General features: G+C 51.0%; 9 protein-coding genes. 3 read left to right on the top strand and 6 right to left on the bottom strand.

The window, feature by feature from the left end; all coding sequences use genetic code 11:
- Positions 1-99: 99 nt before the first annotated feature.
- On the bottom strand, positions 100-2,094 hold the full coding sequence (locus QMX98_RS10395) for a nucleoside-diphosphate sugar epimerase/dehydratase (RefSeq protein ID WP_282410728.1): 1,995 nt from the start codon (positions 2,092-2,094) through the stop codon (positions 100-102).
- A 338-nt stretch (positions 2,095-2,432) separates the two neighbouring features.
- Between QMX98_RS10395 and cysC the strand changes: the two genes are divergently transcribed.
- Genes cysC through QMX98_RS10380 form a run of 3 tightly spaced genes read left to right on the top strand, consistent with a single transcriptional unit; the run spans position 2,433 to position 5,266 of the window.
- Positions 2,433-3,026, top strand: a complete 594-nt coding sequence (gene cysC, locus QMX98_RS10390; protein WP_282410727.1) for an adenylyl-sulfate kinase — start codon at positions 2,433-2,435, stop codon at positions 3,024-3,026.
- Positions 3,023-4,405 carry an FAD/NAD(P)-binding protein gene (locus QMX98_RS10385; RefSeq protein WP_282410726.1) on the top strand — a complete coding sequence of 461 codons (1,383 nt, stop codon included), beginning with the start codon at positions 3,023-3,025 and terminating at the stop codon, positions 4,403-4,405. Before cysC ends, QMX98_RS10385 begins: the two co-directional genes overlap by 4 nt.
- Positions 4,406-4,414: 9 nt before the next feature.
- The gene (locus QMX98_RS10380) at positions 4,415-5,266 is read left to right on the top strand and encodes an SGNH/GDSL hydrolase family protein (protein WP_282410725.1); all 852 of its coding nucleotides are present in this window, start codon (positions 4,415-4,417) and stop codon (positions 5,264-5,266) included.
- A 177-nt stretch (positions 5,267-5,443) separates the two neighbouring features.
- Here the strand turns inward: QMX98_RS10380 and QMX98_RS10375 are convergent, their stop codons facing one another.
- From QMX98_RS10375 to QMX98_RS10355, 5 genes are all read right to left on the bottom strand, one after another.
- Positions 5,444-6,424, bottom strand: a complete 981-nt coding sequence (locus QMX98_RS10375) for an NAD-dependent epimerase/dehydratase family protein (protein ID WP_282410724.1) — start codon at positions 6,422-6,424, stop codon at positions 5,444-5,446.
- A 288-nt stretch (positions 6,425-6,712) separates the two neighbouring features.
- Positions 6,713-12,025, bottom strand: a complete 5,313-nt coding sequence (locus QMX98_RS10370; RefSeq protein ID WP_282410723.1) for a glycoside hydrolase family 99-like domain-containing protein — start codon at positions 12,023-12,025, stop codon at positions 6,713-6,715.
- Positions 12,026-12,184: 159 nt separating this feature from the next.
- Complete coding sequence (locus tag QMX98_RS10365) at positions 12,185-13,555, bottom strand: ABC transporter ATP-binding protein (RefSeq protein WP_282410722.1); 1,371 nt, start codon at positions 13,553-13,555, stop codon at positions 12,185-12,187.
- Complete coding sequence (locus QMX98_RS10360; protein ID WP_218397591.1) at positions 13,545-14,363, bottom strand: ABC transporter permease; 819 nt, start codon at positions 14,361-14,363, stop codon at positions 13,545-13,547. The genes QMX98_RS10365 and QMX98_RS10360 overlap by 11 nt, the downstream gene beginning before the upstream one ends.
- Positions 14,364-15,618: 1,255 nt before the next feature.
- Entirely contained in the window at positions 15,619-20,946 is a 5,328-nt protein-coding gene (locus QMX98_RS10355; RefSeq protein WP_282410721.1) for a glycoside hydrolase family 99-like domain-containing protein, read from the bottom strand.
- Between the last annotated feature and the right edge of the window lie 972 nt (positions 20,947-21,918).

Below are 21,918 nucleotides of genomic sequence, written 5' to 3'. Positions count from 1 at the left end.
TGACATCGATTGAGAAAGCAGCTTTTCCGAAGCTGCCTCCCAAACTTAGGCGATGTGGTGGAGCTGTCAAAAGTGTGTCTGTTGCAGGATGTGAAACAATCAGGGTTCGAGGCGGCGTTGTTGATAGATCCAGTCGACGATTTCGCCGTCGGGGGAGTAGCCGCTGACGGTTTCGCGCAGGAGTTGGCGGACGCGGGAGTAGTCGTCCTCCTCGACGGCGATCAGCAACTCAGTCAAGCGTCCCTTGAGAACATCCCACGGAAGATGGTCTTCGTTGGCGCTCATGATCATCGGATGTTGCGTGGCTGCCACGTTGTCGCCGATCAGCAACTCCTCGTAAAGCTTCTCACCGGGACGCAGCCCGGTGAACTCGATGGAGATGTCGCCTTGCAAGTTCTTGTCCGAACGAACGCTCAAACCGGACAGATGAATCATCTTCTCCGCCAGCTCGACAATCTTCACCGGTTCGCCCATGTCCAGAACAAACACATCACCGCCCTGCCCCATGGAACCTGCCTGGATCACCAGTTGCGCGGCTTCGGGGATGGTCATGAAATAGCGAGTGATTTTCGGATGCGTGACCGTCAACGGACCACCGGATTTGATCTGGCTGTGGAACAAAGGGATCACTGAGCCGGAGGAACCCAGCACATTGCCAAAGCGCACCATGGTGAACCGGGTTTTGTTGACCCGGGATACATTAGCCTTGTCACCAAACAGTACCGGGGCGATTTCACGACTAAGGGCCTGAAGGGTCAACTCCGCCAACCGCTTGGTGCTGCCCATGATATTGGTCGGACGAACGGCTTTATCGGTGGAGATCAACACAAAGTTGGCCACACCCGACTGCAAGGCAGCCTGAGCGGTGTTCAACGTGCCGATGACATTATTGAGCACGCCTTCAGCGATATTGTGCTCGACCATCGGCACATGCTTATAAGCGGCGGCGTGATAGACGGTATCCACGCGCCAGGTCTTCATCACATCGAGCAGTTTGTGCGGGTGACGGATGGAACCGAGCATGGGCAACAACTTGACCGACACCGACTCACGGCAGCCGCGCTGCTCCAATTCAGACAGAATGCTGTAGAGATTGAATTCACTGTGCTCGAACAACAGAAGCGTGGTCGGGCCAAGGGAGAAAATCTGCCGGCACAACTCCGAACCGATCGAACCGCCCGCGCCAGTGACCATCACTGTCTTGCCTTTGATACAGCGTTCAAGCAAATCCGGTTGCGCGGGGACCGAGTCGCGGCCCAGCAAGTCAGCGATATCCACTTCCTGAATGTCTTCAACCTTGACCCGACCACTGGCCAGATCGGTGAAGTTCGGGACGCTTCGTACGTGAAGCGGATAACCTTCCAGCAAATTGAGAATTTCCCGGCGTCGTGCGCGGGTGGAGGACGGTAGGGCCAGGAGAATTTCCTGGGCACTGGTGACGTCGATCATCTGTTGAATGTGTTTGGGTTTGTAGACCTGAAGGCCTGAAATGGAGCGATCGGAGATGCTTGGGTCGTCGTCGATGAATGCCACAGGGCGCATCACCCGGCCCATGCGCAGCGCAGCAACCAATTGATTGCCTGCCACGCCTGCACCATAGATGGCGACCTTGGTGAGGCCGTCGTCGCGGCTGGTGAATGGTACGTGCTGGGCGGCGGTGAACCAGTCGCCCATGAAGTATTGGCGCATGCACAGGCGTAGGCCGCCGATGATCACCATGCTCAGCCACCAATAGTTGAAGATGATGGAGCGTGGGACGACGGTTTGGTGGTTGCTGTACCAATAGACGACGACCGCCAGGATCAGCGATGACAGGCTGACCGCCTTGACGATTGCGATCAGCGCATCATTGCCGAAATAACGCATGACAGCGCGATACATGCCGAAGCGGATGAAGAGCGGTATGGCAACAACCGGCGCACAGGCGAAGAGCCAGAAATGGACCCTGAGTGGGTTGTACATATCATCTATGCCGAGGCGCACGATGAAGGCCAGCCATAAAGCGACCCACACCAAAACCACATCGGTAGCGACCTGTATCAGCCTTTTCTGCCGACGAGGCAAACCCAGCAAAACTGTCCGCACTTTATCCATTCACGCATTCGAGCACGTAGCTCCCTCCTTCACACAGTCGTCGACCGGCATTGTAACCTCAATACACGAATGATCAGCCGAATACTTGTCCGATACCGCCCAGTCGCGCTGGTCCGTTTTTCAACGTTTCAGCACGAGCATTTTGTGGAAAGCATAGCTACAATTCATCGATTGGCCGAAATTAAGACGTTCTTGAATTTGCGAATTGAAGACCTTCAGCATGATGCCGATAAGCCATGACTGGACACACATTCATTGGTATAACGAGGCGGTGAACCAGATCACTTCCAAATACCTGTGTTCCTAATCCGATATTGGTCAATTTAGAACGAGACAACATGTCCGAAAATCTTATAGCTCACTCGCAAACTGTGAATATCGAGCGCCGCAGCGCTATAAAAAATCAGCGCCCTATTGTGATTTGGCTAACGGGCCTGAGTGGGGCTGGCAAATCATCCATTGCGAATGCCTTGGAGCTGGCACTATGCGATGCAGGCCGCCATACCTATTTGCTTGATGGTGATAATGTTCGGCTTGGACTCTGCCAGGACCTAGGGTTTAGCGACGCTGATCGTGTTGAAAACATACGACGTATTTCAGAAGTAGCTAAACTATTCACTGATGCGGGGCTGATCGTCATCACGGCGTTTATATCCCCATTCATACGCGATCGCGCCTTGGCCCGCGACGTGATTGGCGAAGAAAGCTTCATTGAAGTTTTCATCGATACGCCGCTGAGCGAATGCGAGCGGAGAGACCCTAAAGGCCTTTATAAAAAAGCCCGAGAAGGACTGATAAAGAACTTCACAGGTATCGACTCTAGTTATGAGCCGCCGTTGAATCCACACATAAGGATTAATACGTTAGAGGACGATCTTGATGCAGCGGCTCAGCGCATTATCGACTTCATTAATAAGCAGCCGTCGAAATGAAGACGTTAGTCATCATTGGCGCGGGATTCAGTGGAACAGTCGCCGCGATAGAATTCTTACGTTCTGCCCCACCCGGCGCCAGACTCATAATCATCAACAGATCTGGAACCATTGCACGCGGCCTGGCTTACGGCACCAACAGTTCAAAACATCTGCTGAACGTACCCGCTGGCAATATGAGTGCATTGGCGGACAAACCTGACTCTTTTTTACAGTACTGCCAGTCTTTGCTGCCAGATACAACATCAAGTTCTTTCGTATCCAGAAAACTATACGGAAACTATTTGGCATCACTTCTGGACAATACCGAACTCAACACAAAAGCGAATGTCGCTATCGAGCGGATAACGGCTGAAGTCAAAAGCCTGACCCCTCATGAGCATGGGGCATATATTGATTTGTGCTCAGGCGAAAAAATATTTGCCGATCAAGTCATTTTAGCATTTGGTCATTTTCCACCGCGTAATCCTGCCGTACTTCAGGACGTACTGGAGTCTTCCAGCTACATGGCAAACCCTTGGAACGGTTCGGTCTCTCTCCCCGAGAATCCACACGCGTCAATTTTATTGATTGGGGGTGGCCTCACTGCTCTCGATGTGATTTCCAGCCTGAGGCAAGTATCCAGTACCGGTCAGATTTATATGCTGTCTCGTCGCGGCCTTCTGCCATTGGCGCACCGAACGACTAAAAGCGCATCGCAAGCGCCAGTTTCATTTCACGATGAACTACTGAATGCAGCACCCACGGCCCGGAGCTATTTACGCTCAATCAGGGCACAGATTAAGTCCAGCGCAGCATCCGGCATCAACTGGCGAGACATTATCGCGGCCGTACGCCCTATTACATCCAGTCTGTGGATCAGGCTTCCCGAGCATGAGCGAAGCAGGTTTTTACGCCACGTACAACCTTACTGGGACGTCCATCGCCACCGAGTAGCGCCAGAGACTTACACGCATTTCGATGAAGCGCTGAAACATAAAAAAATCGTGCCGATAGCCGGTCGAATCAAGTCCATTGAACTCCACAATGGCAAACCGCTCGTCTCCATCCAGTCACGCGGCACACAAGACGTCAAGAAAATACCTGTTGATCGCATCATAAACTGCACGGGCCCTAATTCGAACCCAAACTTGATAGAAGAGCCGCTGATCCAACAGCTTATCAGCGACGATCTGATTTCTGTCGATAGCCTGGGCTTGGGGCTATTGGTGGATAACCAATTGGCGGTCACAAGCAAAGACGGGACCCCTTCCGAGTGGCTGAGTTATGTCGGCCCGATGCTGAAAGCCAACTTCTGGGAAGCAACGGCAGTACCGGAACTACGTCTCTACGCCTCAGCGCTTGCCAGAAAAATATCGAATAAATTCAACAACCTGTAAGGTCCATTTGTGAATAGCTTTACAGTTCCTGATGCAGCAGACATCTTGGGCGGTGGGCTGCAACATCACCTCGAAGAAACAGGAACCCATCAGATAATGAAAGCTGTACTTGTACTCGGCGACTCCCATGCCTTGGTTTTCAGCTCTGAACAAATGAAAACCTTGTTTCCTGAGTACTCATTTGAAGTGACGTCCGTTGGCGGCGCCACGGTCTCCGGATTAAAAAATCCAAACGCCGTAACCCAGGCAATGCCGCAATATATGTCGGCACTGGAAACAACCACGGCGAACACTGTGATCGTGATGCTTGGTGAGGTCGATACGGGCTTTGTGATTTGGTACAGGGCTCAAAAGCATGGCAGTTCCGTAGAACAGATGCTTCAACAGGCTCTCGAAAACTACCAAAAGCTCTTGCTGGATGTGGCGAGCAGATTTCACGTCATCTGCGTCAGCACTCCTCTTCCAACCATCCGAGACAACATGGACTGGGGAGAAGTAGCCAATTTGCGAAAAGAAGTGAAAGCGTCACTTTCGGACAGAACATTACTCACCATAAAGTTCAACACACTCATGGAAGCCTTTTGCGTCCGCGAAGGCATAAGCCACCTGAACTACGATAGCTGCTCTATGGATGAAAGCGGCACGCTGAAAGCATCACTTCGCAACCCAGACCCCAATGATCACCATTATGAACCATCTGCCCATGCACTGATGATTGAGCCCCTCCTGAGCCCTGTGCTCAAACAGTACACAAGCCTCAAGCGAACGAGCTTCGACAACCCTGATATGGTGGATGAGCAAACACCTGAAAAGCGCTCCTTCCTTCGTAGGCTATGGGATTCACTTTTCTGCAGACAATAAAAAATCGCTCAGTGGCGATTTCCGGGGGACATCTCATTGTGCTTCAGTGAAGTCGCTGACCGTGATTGCCAGCAGATGCAATGGCCCTTGGGAGTCCATTCCAACTGCTGGTTTTCAACATTTTAGCCAAAGTGGCGATGTATTGGTCTCTACATCACGCACCCGATCAACTGTTTTTCAGGCAATTCTCGAAGCCGGTTTTTCCAGCAACCACATCGAAAACTGCTCCACGCCCTGTTCGAAGCTCACGGTCGGAGCCCATCCCAGCGCGTTTTTTGCACGGTCTATATTTAATACGCTGACCGGCACATCAAAGCCTCGACCCGACAAGTATTGGCGGTTGGCGACTCGCCCGGTGATCTTTTCGATCGTATCGAGCACTTCATTCAAGCTGTGCCCATGACCTGAACCGATGTTGAATACGTGCTCTTGCCTTGATGGCTCAAGAGCCGCGAGCAGGGCTTGCACGACATCGGCAACATGAATGTAGTCACGAACGACGGAACCATCACCCCAAATCTCGATCGGTTCATCCCGCAACACTTTACCCAGGAACACGGCTACCGCACCTTGGCTGGCGTGCGTGCGCTGACCTTCACCGAAGGGATTGGCCAAACGCAAAACGGTGTAGTCCAGGCCATGCAGACGATGGAAAAGCGCTAGGTATTTTTCGATCGCCAGTTTCGCAATCCCATAAGAGCACACAGGTTCTGTTGCGTGCGTTTCGGGGATTGGTACCTGGATAGGGTCACCGTAAACGGTGCCACCCGATGAAACGAAAATCACCTTCTTGACGCCCGACTTGAGCGCCAGCGTCAGTAACCGAATCGTCGCGACGAGATTGCTTTCCACATCAAAAACGGGGTCCGCATTTGAAGACTTCGGTAATGTGGTCGATACCAAATGGTAACAAATATCGCAATCTTGCAACGCTTCGCTTATATCAGCTTCGCTAGTGAAATCGCCTTCATACAGTTCGAAATGAGGATGCTTTGCGTGAGAGTCTCCAAGCTCGACAACATTCGGCCGATCGAAACAACGTACGGCATGCCCTTGATCGAGCAATGCGTCGATCAGATGGGTACCGATGAAGCCTCGCCCGCCCAATACCAGCGACCGTACTACTGCGCCAGTCGAGCTGTTCTCGGAATTTTTCAACGTTTGCCTCCAATGCCTCAACGGTTTTATTTGCTACATCGAGATGCAGTGGACAAGGCGCCCCATGGCTACCTTCCTCGTAAACCGTTGCAAATAGTAAATTTAACAGCCGTATAAGAGACACCATAACGAGAACCAACGTCATAGCATAAAGACCAGTTAAGAATTAGCTACTGACCTTCAAATGACGCTGCCCCCATTTCCGTGCCTCCAATCCTACCCTTCCTCCCGCAGCCACTCGTCGGATAAATCACAACGGATACGTTACCTGCGTGAGGAAGGTGTCATTCAATTACCTGATTGGCTCGACGCTGTCCGATTCGCTTTGATGTCCCGCTGGAATAGACGAACGTACTGGCCTGCTACGGCATCAATTCGGTATCGACTGGAAACATCCTTCACCAATGTTAGCGCATCATGGTACTGCTTCTTGTCGGTTGCGAAAGCGGCAATGACTTTGGCTGCCTTCCTGACCGGAACCTCCCAATCCTCAAGCGCTATCACCTCCCCCGCAATGTTGTCGTCAATCGTCAACATATTTCTGATATCCCCCACATCGGAGGCGATATACGGTTTCCCGGCAAAGAGGCAATCGACAATCGTCAGAGGAAAGCTCTCGGACTTGAACTTGGTCAACATAATGCCCATATCGGCGGCGGCATAGTGGCCGACTGAGTTATCACTAAATCCCGCCAGGTAGACAAAATCAGGAGCTCCTGTTCGGCAATACTCATCGTATACCGGTCCGTTGCCGACCAGCAGAAGCCGAATATCCCGACCTGAAAGTTCACGCGCCAACTCAACAGCTTGAATCGCTTCCTCCCAACCCTTGTCAGGAATCGCACGACTGACACAGCACAGCACAAACGCGTCTTCCGGGATACCCAACTGTGCACGCGGAATTGGCACCACATTTGGCGGCTGCAAACCATTGGGTACTTTAACGAAGCGCTCGGACGTTTTGTCATAGAGTGAAAAGTTCGCGAAAGGCACGATGTTCTTTTCAGCAGTGTAAATCCAGGTAGTCACTCCCTTATCCGCGGTACGAAGTTGCTCTTCGGTCACTGCAAAAGCGTCGCCGTGCTCAATCATGCCGTGCAAGGAGGCTACATGAGCCCCCAACTCCGAAAAAACATCTGGAAGTTGTAACGGATACTTCTGAATGTGCCATTGGTGGGTATTCAGCGCTTCGACGCCAAACTCGTGAATGATCGACTTCACTTCCTCTACATCTGCTGTTTCGACAAGCGGAACATCACTGCGAAGCATGCGGCGAACCCCGTCTTCACGCGTTGTCAGCCCGGCACTAAGCAGAAAAACGGAAAGACCTTGACGCTTGAACTCGTTAGCCAGACGAATCGGCAGGATCTCCGCGCCACCAGGATAGAAGCCAATCGTTGAAACCATAATATTCGGCAGACGGTTTGCGCGCGCCTCAAGGATGGTGTCAAAGCCATACCAACTCAGGAACTCTTTTTCGGAGTTTCCGACATTATGATCGTAAAGACTTTTACTACTCTCCTCACAAAGCTGCAGGACCGATAGAGGTACGTTATAGAGCGCCTGAACAGTCCGACTTGCAATCCCGAGCTCACGGTAAAAGATCTCTTTCTTGTAGGTGGCTTGCGCGGTGCTACCGACATAACGACGGAAAAAGTTCGTGCCATCAACAGAGTAAGCGACCTTGCCACCGCGGATGATATGAAGGTAGAAAACCCAGTCACCCGCAACCCTCATAGACAGCCATGCCTCATCGTCCAGTAACGGCATATCGAGTGGGCGTTTGAAGACCACACCACTGGCATTCGGGATCGTGTTTTTTATCCCCAGCGCAGTGCGGACTTCGTTATGAGCAGTTTCTACGTAGGAATCTCGCCATTTGTCAGCGCACTCCAAGTCACTCACATACCCATGAAACTCATCTTCGAGAACAACTTCGTCACTGGTGACGAACTCACACTTGGCATAAGCCAGCATTACAGCTTCATCATCAAAACAACGCACGAGAGCTTCCAGAAAGTGCTCATCGCAGTAGTCATCACTTTCGGCGACCCACATCAGCTCGCCGGTTGCAGCCTTGATACCTTTGGCCCACTGACGGAAGACGCCGCCGGAGTTAGTCTCGTTGAATAACGTAACCGTTACGTCGGGAAACTTTGCTGCATATTCGTTCAATACAGCGCGACTTTGATCCGACGAGCAGTCATCCATCAAAATGACTTCAATATTCTTGTATGTTTGTCCGTAGATACTATCCAATCTACGACGCAGGAAACGCTCGTGATTGTAGTTCGGCACAATCACTGAAACCTTCGGCATAGGCGTATTGGATTCTATTCCCAGGAGTGCGCAGCTTGTTTCGTTAACACGGCCGTAACCAGCCACTCTATCCGGCTCAAGGAAAAGCCCTTGGCTCCAATCGTTCCAGGCATTCACAAATACAAAGCGACGATCTTCAGAATGCATGGACTTAGTGCTGGCAATCGCGGCATCCAGCCAGCGACGATATTCTCGACCGCTAAAACGCGTGTAGACCAGCGGCGAATTTACTTTAACCGCCGTTTCGTCCCGCGCCAGAGTAATGCCGTTATAGACAGGAAAAGGTTGCAACTGTGCATTTTTCGTCCGCGAAATGCCGTTTGCGGAAATGATTGAATAGGGAACGACAGCGATATCGTTCTTTTTCTGAGGAACAAATATACCTGTCTCGCCCGGAATAGGCGCCATAGGCAGGTCAAGGACCGCGTCACACAAATCGGTCAGTTTTTTGTACTGTCCCCCTTCATCGATTTGCATCAACTGAACGATCAGATAAGCATTCACGCCAAGTTTGGCAAGCTCCACGCGCAAATCACGAAGTACATCAGCATCATTGTCGACATGCCCCGAGAACCGGACCACAACGACAGGACGTCGATCTATGCGCACGTAGCGTGTATCGGTAACAGCAGTTGCAAGGTATCCCACACCCCCTTTGGTATGCAGTGAAATTTTTATGCAGAAGTGAATATCGATATCTTTATGGTCGAGGAATACATCCAGCGGCTGGGACGCAGCAACAGGATCCGTAACACCCTGCAGCTCAAAGCAGAAACCGTAAACACCATGAGCCTTGGCAAGTTGCGCCTGTTTATCCAGAACACGTGGATCAAGCGGATCATAAAATCCAAGTTGTTCATCTGGCAGCAGCGACGGCGCATTGCCTTTAGAAGCTAGTCTTGCGTTACGCAACTGACCCCACTGAGGAGACACATAAAGCGCAAGCAGTTTGATGTCACTATTGATCTCGCCAAATCGAATATCATTTTCATAGCGTAGGACCGATCCTGGTACCGCGATCCGATGTTCCGAAGCGCCCGCGACAACGTAGTGCCAGAACGGATTGATCTGCGCCGCCTGGATATCTTTGTAAGTTGTAAGATAGGAAAAGGTATCAAAATCATCAGACGGATTTTTCCCTTCATACCAACCCAACTCGCAGTAGTGACGGATAGGATCCAGACCCATTTCCTGCAATTCGGGGTACATGGAAAAATAATACGCCTCATCGAACATGCCCGACTTAGCAATGACCTCAACCTGAGCATCAATGACGGCCTTGGGAACCGCGTTGCGTAGCTGAGGAACAGGAACGACATCACCAACAGATTTTTTTGATTTCCGATCGAGGCCAGCAGCCTTATTAGATTTCTGAATATTTGGACGTGAGTGCGAGGCAATCGAACGCCCCTCCACCTGCCCACTTTTGAGATAGTGCAACAACGGATTCACGCGTGCCGCAGCAACATCCGAGTTATCAAACAGATACTTCGAGGTACTGAATAGAGCGGACGGATTACGGTTCTCTCTCCATCCGTGAAGCATGTAGTGCTTGAGCGGATCAATTCCTTGATCGCGCACGTCAGGATTATTGGCCAGATAGTAATCTGCATCGAAGAGAGCACTATCGCGCACTAGGCTGACAATTTCCTTGTTATAGAAGTCGCGTCTAACCCTCAAGACTTCAATAACCTTGCCTAGCGAAAGAAAGCTTAACGAGCGCTTTACCTGACGGGTAATGCAGCCGACTCCGCGCAAAGGAGAAGTGACGCGCCAGGAGCGCGACCCCAGAAGCCGATTAAGCTCCTGCTTCAACGAATGAACATCGGCGTCTTTTTCCAGCACGATGCGCACGATTTCGTTTTTCAGGCTACCAATCTCGCCTTCACGCTCAATGATAGCGTGCTTGAGGCTGGTGATCTGCTCATCACGCTCGCCGACGACATGATTAAGATGGGAAATCTGCCCCTCACGCTCAACCACAGTACGCTTGAGAGCGTCGACGTTTTGGGTATGACTGTTGATCGCGCCTTCGTGTTCGATAATGGCATGGTTGAAAGCCCCCAGTTGAGCTTCAAGCTCCACGACAGAATGCCGGAGACTGGCGATCTGACCTTCTCGCTCCACGATACTTTGTGTCAGGCCAGCGATCTGCCCATCACGCTCAACAAGCATGTGGGTCAGGTTTGCGGCTCTCTCGTCATACTCGACAACACTGGCATTGAGGTTCAGATGATCGATCTGCCCCTCCAGATTGACCACGCTATGGTTGAGTTGAGCGATCTCTGTCTCACGCTCTACAACCAGATGATTGAGATGGGTGATCTGCGCGTCCCGCTCGCTCATGGCAACGTTGAGACTCGTGATTTGCGACTCGAGCCCCGCGACCGTCTGCGTCAGAGCGGAAATTTGAAGCGTGCGCTCTCCCAAGCGCTGATGGCGCCCTCGAATCAGCTTGATTGCCCGCAGTGCCAACTCCAGTTCCTGCTCAGAGAAGATCTCTTTTGACGGCGGCAACTGCGTGTCATACCCAAAAACATTAAAGTCTTCGGCATACAAAGTCCGGATCAAACTTGCGCTGCGCTCTGTCACGAACTCTGGCAAATAAGGGATCAGACTCTCGTTCGCTCGACGCTCGGCAAAAGGATCGGGAACATACGCACCCAGGAGCTCCGACAGTGCTTTACTAAGCTGTGCCGATTCTTCGATCTTGACCAGCTTGGAGTAGTTGATCAAGTCCGGCCGAAGCAGGACGGCTTGTGGCGTCCAGTGCTGATCCCAATAGGAAGGAGCCTCCTGACTGGCGAGATGCTCCAGGAAACCTTCGAAGGCCAGCGCGATGTCATCCGCATTTCTTAGCGGCTGATGAAAGAAGTCCCGGTGCAGATAAGGCCCGATCTGCTGCGGCTCTTGCAACAACAACTTTGATTGCCAAGCCGAAAAAATTCGCTTGTAAGGGTTTCTGACGACAGCAAACCGGAAGTACGAATCGGAAGTCAGCGCCTCAGAAAGCTCTTCCGAAGATAGACCGGTAAGGTGTGGTGCCACTTTATGCAGTTCATGAACAACCTGATCTGGGTTGCTTTCTGCACTATCAGTGATAGTGCTCAGTGCTTTCGCGCAGCCTTCTAAAGAAGCAAACCACCATTTGAGAGATGTGCATGCGACTTTTGGTGTACTGACATAAAAGAGCTTGTACCGCTCCGAACGATAGCTACCCCACTTGAGATAGTTAAATATATTTTTTTCGTCGCCCGGTGGCCAATCACTGATGTTTAGCATATACGTCAAAAATCCTATGAATGTGCTGTTGCACAGCATCAAACTTCCAAGCTAACAAGTTAATTGCACAAGCCATTAAACTTGTGCCGGCCCTCAGCCTCGCTATAGCCATCAAGCCGAAAGCTGTCAGAGTAAACTTGTCCTCTGACAGCTCACTTCCTAAATCGTGGCCTTTCGACCAATTTCTGACTGAGGTGCGCTCGACATCAAGTCCACATACCCAAACGAATTCAACTTCTCACCCGGAACAATCCGAAACATGATTGCGTCCATGATGCGGTGAGCACAGCTCGGTTCTTGAGTCGACCAAACGCCACCGCCAACAAAATAGACGCCAGGCAGCAAATGCATCTGGAAAGAAAATTTTACGTTGAAGGTGTTACCGGCACTGACGCGCTCGAAGTACTTACCGTCTTCAGGAAACCGTTGGCCTGTAATAACAGCCCCGGAAACGTTACGAATGTGTATACCCCAATAAGTACCGGCGAAGTCCTCCATGAAGTGACCGGCTACTTCAATCTGATACGCCTTACCAGCCTGCAGCACGTTCACTACACGCCCGTCCGGATCCAGAATGGAGATCGACTTGATCTCGGCGCCTTGGGTTGGGTAGATCGCTGTGGTTTCTGGAACCAGACCCGAATCAAATGCGTCATTAGGGAGTTGCTTGGTCTCGACCGGTGCCAAAACAACATTATCGGTGACGACTGACTCTCCCGACTGGTCCGCAGCCGAGTACAACTCAACGAGCCTTTTATACTCTGCCTCTGGTGCATAGATCAGCTTCTGATAGGCACGCACAGCGTGTGGGGCAGCACCGTACATGAGCCGGACACCATGATCGAGCAGCAGCGTCCTGTCGCACAGCTCAATGATGCTGGACGCCGAGTGCGATACGAACAGAATCGAAGTACCCTTGCTTTTCAACTCTTCCATACGTGCAAAGCACTTACGCTGAAATTTTTCATCGCCGACTGCTAATGCTTCATCGACAATAAAAATATCCGGATCAATCATCGCTTGAACGGCAAATGCCAATCGAACGACCATCCCGCTGGAATAGCTTTTTACCGGTTGTTCAATAAAGTCGCCAATGTCGGCAAAGGCGGCAATTTCATCGAAACGCTGATCGATTTCTTCTTTTGCCAAGCCAAGTACTGCGGCGTTCATGTAAACGTTATCACGCCCGGTGAACTCTGGATCAAAGCCCGAGCCCAGCTCCAGCAATGCAGCAATGCGACCGTTAGTCTGGACGCTACCAGTGGTCGGGTTCAACGTGCCGCAAATCATCTGCAGCAAAGTGGATTTACCACTGCCGTTACATCCAATAATTCCGACTGTTTCGCCCTTCTTCACTTCGAAAGAAACATCCTTCAAAGCCCAGAACTCGCGATAGAACTGACTGGACTGCATGCGCAAAGCGCCCTGCATGCGAGGCACGATAAACTGCTTCAGCCGGTCACGGGGCTGATCATAGATTTCGTAGCACTTGCTAAGGTTCTCGACCTTGATAGCGACTTCAGAGGACATCAGCAAATCCCTTACGTGTTTTCTGGAACCAGGCAAAACCCAACCAGGCGATGCAGGTGGTGGCTACCCAATAGATTCCCAATATTTCAAAGTCCGGGAGTTTTCCCCAGAAAAGAACATCGCGCGCCATCTCAATCGCCGGTGTCAGCGGGTTGAGGTAAAGCAAATGACGATACGCTTCGGGCAGTGCCGTCGCGGGGTAGAAAATAGGGCTCAAGAACATCAGAACAGTGGTCAGAATGCCGATGAATTGCGAAACGTCGCGCAGGTACACACCCAACGAGGCCAATGCCCAGCTAACCCCCATGATGAACATGATGAAAGGGATGACGATCAGCGGCAGGTAGAAGGCTGTAGCGTGCGGTACTCCGAAAAATATTCCGTAAGCGACAAACCATACGCCCAAGCTAATGGCTGCATGGAACAGCGCTGACCCCAATACCACGACGGGAAGAATCTCGAGGGGATACACCACCTTCTTGACAAAATTGACTTTGCCAAGAATGAGACCGGGAGCCCGATTAATACATTCGGAAAACAGGTTGAAAATGATCAATCCGGCAAACAGGATCAGTGCGAATTCGGTTTTCGAATCACTGTCTACACTCCAGCGCGCCCGGAGTACCGCACTGAACACAAAGGTGTACACCGCAAGCATCAGCAGCGGATTGAAAAACGACCAAAGCAGGCCCATGGCCGAACCACGGTACCGACCTAGTACTTCCCGTATAGTCGAAGCTTTGATTAATGCTGTATTGCGCCAAAGGCTGGCGAACATTTCCAAAGGGTTGGCAGAAAACTGGCGCATCAAACAAAAACCTCAGCAGAAAATGGTGCATGGCTGCGTGCATCATTGGCCGCAAGCGATGGGGCTATACCCCATGGAGTGGCGTGGAAGCTTTCAAGGGAAATGCCTCGTTCCTCAGTGCAGGACTTGAGGCTGATCGGCATGACGTCGAACATAGCAAGGGGAGTTCCATTCATTGGTGCAGTGATTCCTTAAGCGCACAGCGAGTATTGCCAGTAACAGTGGGCCGCCAGCGCTCAGCCAGACTGGCCGGTTCGCCTGCAGCGCGTACCGACAACCGTAGTAAAAAGAGAGCCAAATCAAGCATGAACGACTACCCGATGCGAGTCCGTCAGAGGCTTGTGCGACGGACGATAAAGATCTTGTCGGCAAAAAAAGCCAAGGGCTGAAACCTCAACCAATAGACGATAATAAATGGAGCCCCTAGCGTTAGCCAGCGGCAGCGCAGATCGTCAATTTCTCAGCCTCAAGGCTGCCAAGCCGAAAACGCTGTGGTAAACCCGAGGCTTCAAAGCCAGTAACACGGCGTGTTATTAATCTGTCAGATGATAACATTCTAACCCACACAGAAACACGAAAAATCCCACAAGCGGCTTCTCATCAGTCACCTGAAACAGACCTTCAGCACGATCGAGAAACGTTCCTTGCCGGACGATAAATGATTGGTTTGAGCCTCTAAAAACATCTTAGCACTGGCGAGCGCATAGACGACTAGCCCCCTAACCTCCCGGGCCTAATGCTTGGACCACTAGCTGCCCTCCCTCATAGAGCGCGGCCATCGCCACCCACTTGGTTTGAATCTGCTGCATTTCGGGCAGTTCACTTATCCGATGCCGGCCGGATAATAAGTATGAGATTGAACAGACACCGAAGTGCCGGACTACCTTGAGCGACGTTTTAAAACATAGGGGATAAAGCGTCTACCAACGACCGCAGTGGGTGCGGAAGCTTTCAGCAACTCTACTGGCCAGGAACCGGGTGTACCGGAGCAACTCCCGCGCCGCTGCTACCTCCCGGAAATCAGCTTTTTAGCATTGCGCTAACATCGCTCAATCTGGGAAATGGAACGTTCTAGGTTTTTTACTGCCCTTTGGTCATCGACATACCTTCGCGCAGAAACACACCCAAGAGACAGCGCATAGCCAAACGTGTTGACCCGGATGAAAAACGGGCACCCCGAACCTGCGGCGCCCGTCTCGCTTTTTACTGTTGTGCAGGCGACGCGTGCAAAAGGCCTAGGCCACACGTCGCAAGCCTATGAATCGCTGGATGCCTCAGCCACAGAGAGCGCCATATCCCGCTGGAAAAGGTCTACGTATTGTTTGGCGACAACATCGATCTTGTACCTACTGGCGACGTCTGGAACAAGCTCTAAGACTTTTGCATAACGCGCCTTGTCCGTCGCAAACGATGCAATGACTTCACCCGCCTTCTCGATTGGAACTTCCCAGTCATCCAGACGAACCACTTCGCCCGCCATATCGTCCTGTGTCGAGAGCATATTCTTGATATCCCCCACATCAGACGCAATGTAAGGTTTTCCGGCAAAGAGGCAATCGACAATCGTCAGAGGAAAACTCTCAGACTTGAACGTAGTCAACATGATGCCCATATCTGCCGAGGCATAGTGCCCAACCGAGTTCTCACTGAATCCTGCCAGGTAAACGAAATCAGGCGTCCCCTCTCGGCAATATTCGTCATAAACCGGCCCGTTGCCGACCAAGACAAGACGAATATCGCACCCTGACAACTTGCGTGCGTGTTCAACGGCCAGAATCGCTTCAGCCCAACCTTTATCGAGAATAGCACGACTAACACAGCACAAAACAAAGGCACTTTCAGGTATGCCCATGTGCGGGCGAGGAATCGGAACAATAACGGACGGCATCATCCCATTCGGTAATTTAACGAAACGCGGTGAAGACTCATCGTAAAGTGAAAAATTAGAGAACGGACCAAGATTCTTCTGGGCGGTATACACCCAAGTGGTCACCCCCTTATCCGCTGTTCTAAGCTGATCCTCGGTAACACCAAAAGCATTGCCATGCTCAATCATCCCATGCAGCGACGCGACATGCGAGCCGAGCTGGTCAAACACATCTGGAATATACAACGGATATTTCTGAATATGCCACTGATGCGTATTCAGTGCATCCACACCAAACTCGCGAATGATATTTTTCGTCGCCTCGACATCTGATGTTTCGATGAGCGGAACGTCATTTCGCAACATGCGTCGAACACCGTCTTCGCGAGGGTTTAACCCCGCACTCAAAAGAAGGACAGACAGACCTTGGCGCTTGAATTCGTTGGCCATCCTGATGGGTAGAATTTCAGCTCCGCCCGGGTAGAAGCCCATTGTCGAAATCAGAATATTTGGTTTTCGGTTTGCTCTCGCCTGCAGTATAGAGTCAACTCCGTACCATTCCAGAAACTGCTCATCGCTTCCAACAGCATGGTAGTCGTACATGGCCTTACAACTGCTCTTGGACTGTTCAAGCAACGCCAGAGGTACGTTATATAGTTCCTGGACTGTACGCCCAGACATTCCTAGCTCGCGATAAAAAGCCTCTTTCTTATACGTACTTTCAGCCGCACTGCCCTCATACCGCCGAAAAAAATTAGTCGCTTCACAGGAGTAAGCGATCTTCCCCCCTCTAATCTGATGAAGATAGAAAACCCAATCCCCTGCTGCCGACATGGACAGCCACGCCTCATTGTCCAGAAGAGCCATGTCCACAGGACGCTTGAACACAACCCCACTTGCATTCGGGATAGTATTTTTTACCCCCAGCGCAACTCGCACTTCGTTATGAGCGGTCTCGACATAGGACTCGTTCCACTTTTCGGCGCACTCCAGATCACTCACGTACATCTTGTGTTCATCTTGCATCGGGACACCGTCTGCATTGACAAAAACAGATTTTGCGTACGCAAGCAGTACGGCCTCATCTTCAAAGGTGCTAACCAACTCCTCCAGGAAGCGCTCGTCGCAATAGTCATCACTTTCGGCAATCCAGACCAGATCTCCGGTCGCTGCTTTTATGCCTTTTGCCCATTGGCGGAAAGGACCGCCAGAATTGACTTCATTGAATAGCGTTCGTGTCGTCTCGGGGTTTGCACTTGCGTACTTATTCAGCAACTTGCGACTCTGATCCGTAGAACAATCATCGAGCAAGATAACTTCAATATTTTGGTATGTCTGCCCGTAGATACTGTCTAACCGTTGATTTAAAAAACGTTCGTGATTGTAGTTCGGCACAATCACAGAAACCTTTGGCATCGTTGCACCCGAGACTACTCCGAGAAGTGCACGCGTCGTCTCATTCAAACGTCCAAAACCACCCTGTCTGTCAGGCTCTAGGAAAAGGCCCGCGTTCCAATCATTCCAGGCATTCACAAACACAAAGCGTCGGTCCTCAGGAAGGATACGTTTGGCGCTCGAAATCGCCGCATCAAGCCAGCGACGGTAGTCCCTGATATGGAAACGCGAATACATCAACGGACGATCAGTTTCTTGCGCTGTGTTATCACGGCCCAGTGTGACAGCCTGGTACAGAGGACACGAAACACTTGACTTCCTTTGACAGCGAGCCACCCCCTGCGACGCGATGACAGCATAGGGAACAACCTCTACCCCATTTTTTTTCAACGGTACGAAACTACCGGTCTCCTCTGGAACAGGATTAACTGGAAGATCAAGAATCGCATCGCACAGATCAGCAAGGGATGCCATTGAAGTATCCCGACCAACCAACGTCCCCCTGACGATCAGGAAAATATTGGAAAAGCCTTGCGCTGACAGTTCAGATCTTAACTTTCGAAGAATACGACCAGCGTACTGTTTCTCACAGGAAAGAGTCGTAATAATCACCGGTCGGTCATCGACTTTGATATATCGCTCATCAAGAAGTGCACGCCGTAGAGAAACTAATATCGTCTTGGCGATGTCAGTCGATTTCAACTCAAACTGCACACAAAAATTGAAGCCAATCTCTGGACACTTGAGAAAGAGATCAACCGGCAAGGACGCATCATTATGAGCCCCGCTCAACTCAAAGCAGAAGCCGTAAAGACCATGTTGCCTAGCAAGTGTAGCCTGCTGGTCAAGAACCTTACCATCCAAGCCGTCATAAAACCCCAGTTCCTCATGAGGGAGCAAAGGCTGAGAGTTCCCCTTAAAGGCAGGTCGCCCATTACGGAGCGATACCCAGTCAGGCGAAGAGAAAAAGGCGAGTAATTTGAGATCGGCACCCGTGCCCCCAAATCGAATAGGATTTTCGTAACGGATAGCTGAGTCGGGAACTGCGTGCCTTAGTTCAGACGCACCTGCAACAACGTAATGCCAGAACGGATTAAGGTTCGCATTACGAATGTCACTATAGGTAGAGAGATAAGACTTTGTATCAAAATCATCGGATGGATTGAGCCCCTCTTTCCAGCCACGCTCGCAGTAGTGTCTGATCGCCTCACTATGCTCGATATCCAACTCAGCATACATGGAAAGGTAAAAAGATTCGTCAAAACGTCCAGACTTGGAAATCGCTTCAACCTCTGCATCAATAACCGCCTTCGCGGCCGCATCCCGCTCAGTTGTATCAACCTCAACGACTGGCACTGCAAACTCGACAGGTAACTCTTCGATATCAGTTGAGTAACTATTGATTTCCACACAGGAGTCGCCAACGTTAGCCTCGTAGGAAGACGTCGCGAACTCCATAATATCTACGGATTCAACAACCACGACAGCGTTATCGGACTCAATCGAAATGCCTTCCAACAGCACCACACTGTCACTGGCGCCTACACACGCGCTGCTTTCTAGCAAACACTCATTCGATAGTGAGCACTCTGATTCGGAATCAATAACGTTCGCTTCGAAGTCCGGCAATGCAGGCACTTGACGCCCTTCCTTTTTACCCCACTTCAAGTAGTGGTAAAGCGGGTTAACCCCGACCCGCTGCACATCCGGATTATCGATAAGGTACTGTGCCGTATTGAACTCGACGGAAGGGTTGCGGTGTTCTTTCCACCCGTAAAGAAAATAATGGGCTTCCGGCGCCATACCTGCTGCTTGTACATCTGGGTAGTTGGCACTGTAGTAATCAATATCGAAAAGGGAGCTGGCACGAATCCGACGAATGGAGGATCTGAGCGCGAGACGTCGATGTACCATCAATAAATTCGCAACTTTCCCGACGAATGAGGCGTCTGACTGTAGCCCCTTGGGCCTGAAATAGTTGGCGATTTTGCGTAAAGGCCCAGTCACGCGCCAGGAGCGTGATCGCAGCATGCGACTCAATTCGTATTGAATAGTGTCCACTTGCTGCTTCATGTCCAACTCAAGACGAGTGATATGCCCAGTCAAGGTCGCGAGTTCTACATCCCGCTGGGCAAGGCTGAAATCTCGCTCTTGTATAGACTGCGCCAAATGGGCAATCAAGCCATCACGTTCGGCAACGATCTGATCCAGTTGCCCAATATGGGCCTTATACTGGACAATTAATTGATCAAGATTGGCAATCCCACGCTCGTACTCGGCGCACTTTTGCTCGTAGCCATCAATGCTGTCACTGCGTTCGATTACCAACTGGTTCAACCCGGCAATCTGCCCCTGCTGCTCAACCACAACCTTGCTGATCGTTGATATCTGCCCATCACGCTGGTCAACGGCCTGATTGAGCGAAGAAATATGACCGTCACGTGCAACAATAGCCTGGCTCAGGTCGGTGCATTGAACATTCCGCGCGCCAAGCCGCTGGTGTCGTCCCCGAATAAACTTAATTGCCTTGAACGCAAGGTCGAACTGACCTTCGGAGAAGACCTCTTTGGTCGCTGGGGGTTCTCTATCATATCCAAAAACATCGAAGTCTTCGGCATACAACGTACGGATTAACTCCGCGCTTCGCGCGGTCATAAACTCCGTCAGATACGGAATCAGACTTTCGTTTGTACGGCGGCCTGCGAAGGGGCTAGGGATATACTCACCTGCCCACTCCGTCAGTGCGACACCAAGCTCATTCCGATTCTCTATTTTGAAAACGCTTGAATAGTTAATTAGGTCAGGACGAAGCAATTGTGCTTGAGGTGTCCAGTGCAGATTCCAATACGTCGGAGCCTCGTTACTCGCGAGATGCTCAAGGAAGCCTTCGAAGGCTGCCGCGATATCGGCTGACGAGGTCAACGGGTGATGGAAGAATTCAAATTTTGTGTAAGGGCCTACCTGTAGAGGCTCTTGCAGGAGTAATTTTGACTGCCACGCAGAAAAAATTCGCTTGTATGGATTTCGAACAACCGCAAACCTAAAATACGAATCCGAGCGAAGCATGTCCTCAATCGTTTCAGGGGGAAGACCAAGAACTTCAGGCGCCAATTTGTGGAAGTTATCATGAATAGTCAAATCTGGATCGGATTCACTACTGTCCGTAACTTCTCGCAAAGCCAGGGCTTTTCCTTCCAAGGCCGCAAACCACCACTTAAGCGATGTGCAGGCGACTTTTGGGGTCGCCACGTACAAAATACGATAGCGCTCCGAGCGATAGCTACTACCGCGAAGATACTGAAGTAGTTTTTCTTTATCCATCTGCGGCCAATCCTTAAAATCAGTCATACACCCTCACAGACGCTATCTTTTTCTGAACCAGGCACTCAGCGAGCGAACAGGTTCCTGCCTTACTTGACTTTATCCCGACTACTTTCACACGCCCCCCTACACCCATTACTTTCGTGTGGCACCATGGTCGACTCGACCTCATTACGAACCAGTCGACTTTCACTGAGCCCACTATCTCAAATCTAACAAACGCTTACCGGCCATACAGCTCACACGCCCAAATACTCTCAGCTCTTCATCCGTTGAAAGACGAAAAATACACGCACCCAGAATAAAACAGTGCAATCGGGCTCCTGGCTAGTCAGGCCCCGACTGGCGACGCAAACGCCCCGCAGCGTACCCATCCGGAAAACTCTATATTTGAATTATTACCCTGTGCTCTGTGCTCTACATACTTTCCATCATTCAGATATCGCTGCATCGCTACTATGGCTCCCGACACGTTTCGAATATGCGCTTCCCCGACGAATACCCGAAAAGCCATCAAAAACCCTCCATCCACTTCAATCTGACGGATTTCATCTGAACGCCCATCATCGCAAGCACACATCAATACAGCAGCATGCAGAGCTTCCATTTGCCGGAGAAGGTGAAGGTGTTGTACGCGGTCGCCAACGGGAAAAAGGGAAAAAGGGAGTTAAAACTAGTCAAACGAAACTCCTTGTACGCTGGTCAGATGCCTTGACTCAGAGAGGGATTAACGTAATGCATCACAAGACGGAACGCAAAACGCCATCATAAAGCCATCATTTAATTTTCGATACAGGATCTTACCATAGTTCTACAAATTAATCGGAGGCTCTCCTATAGACACGGATGGATGAGGTGATGCGGACGATCTTGAGGTTGCCCGCTGAGCTCCTCGTCAATACTGTGTTTACAGCAACCGCAGGTCAGCTCGTGACCGAGCGGTTCGTGAAGGACCTCGATACGTGGAAGATC

The sequence above is a fragment of the Pseudomonas sp. PS02303 genome (genome assembly GCF_029959925.1).
Lineage (GTDB): Bacteria > Pseudomonadota > Gammaproteobacteria > Pseudomonadales > Pseudomonadaceae > Aquipseudomonas > Aquipseudomonas mandelii.
Note: the sequence above shows the minus strand (reverse complement) of the source record. Positions and strands in the feature narration are given on the sequence as shown.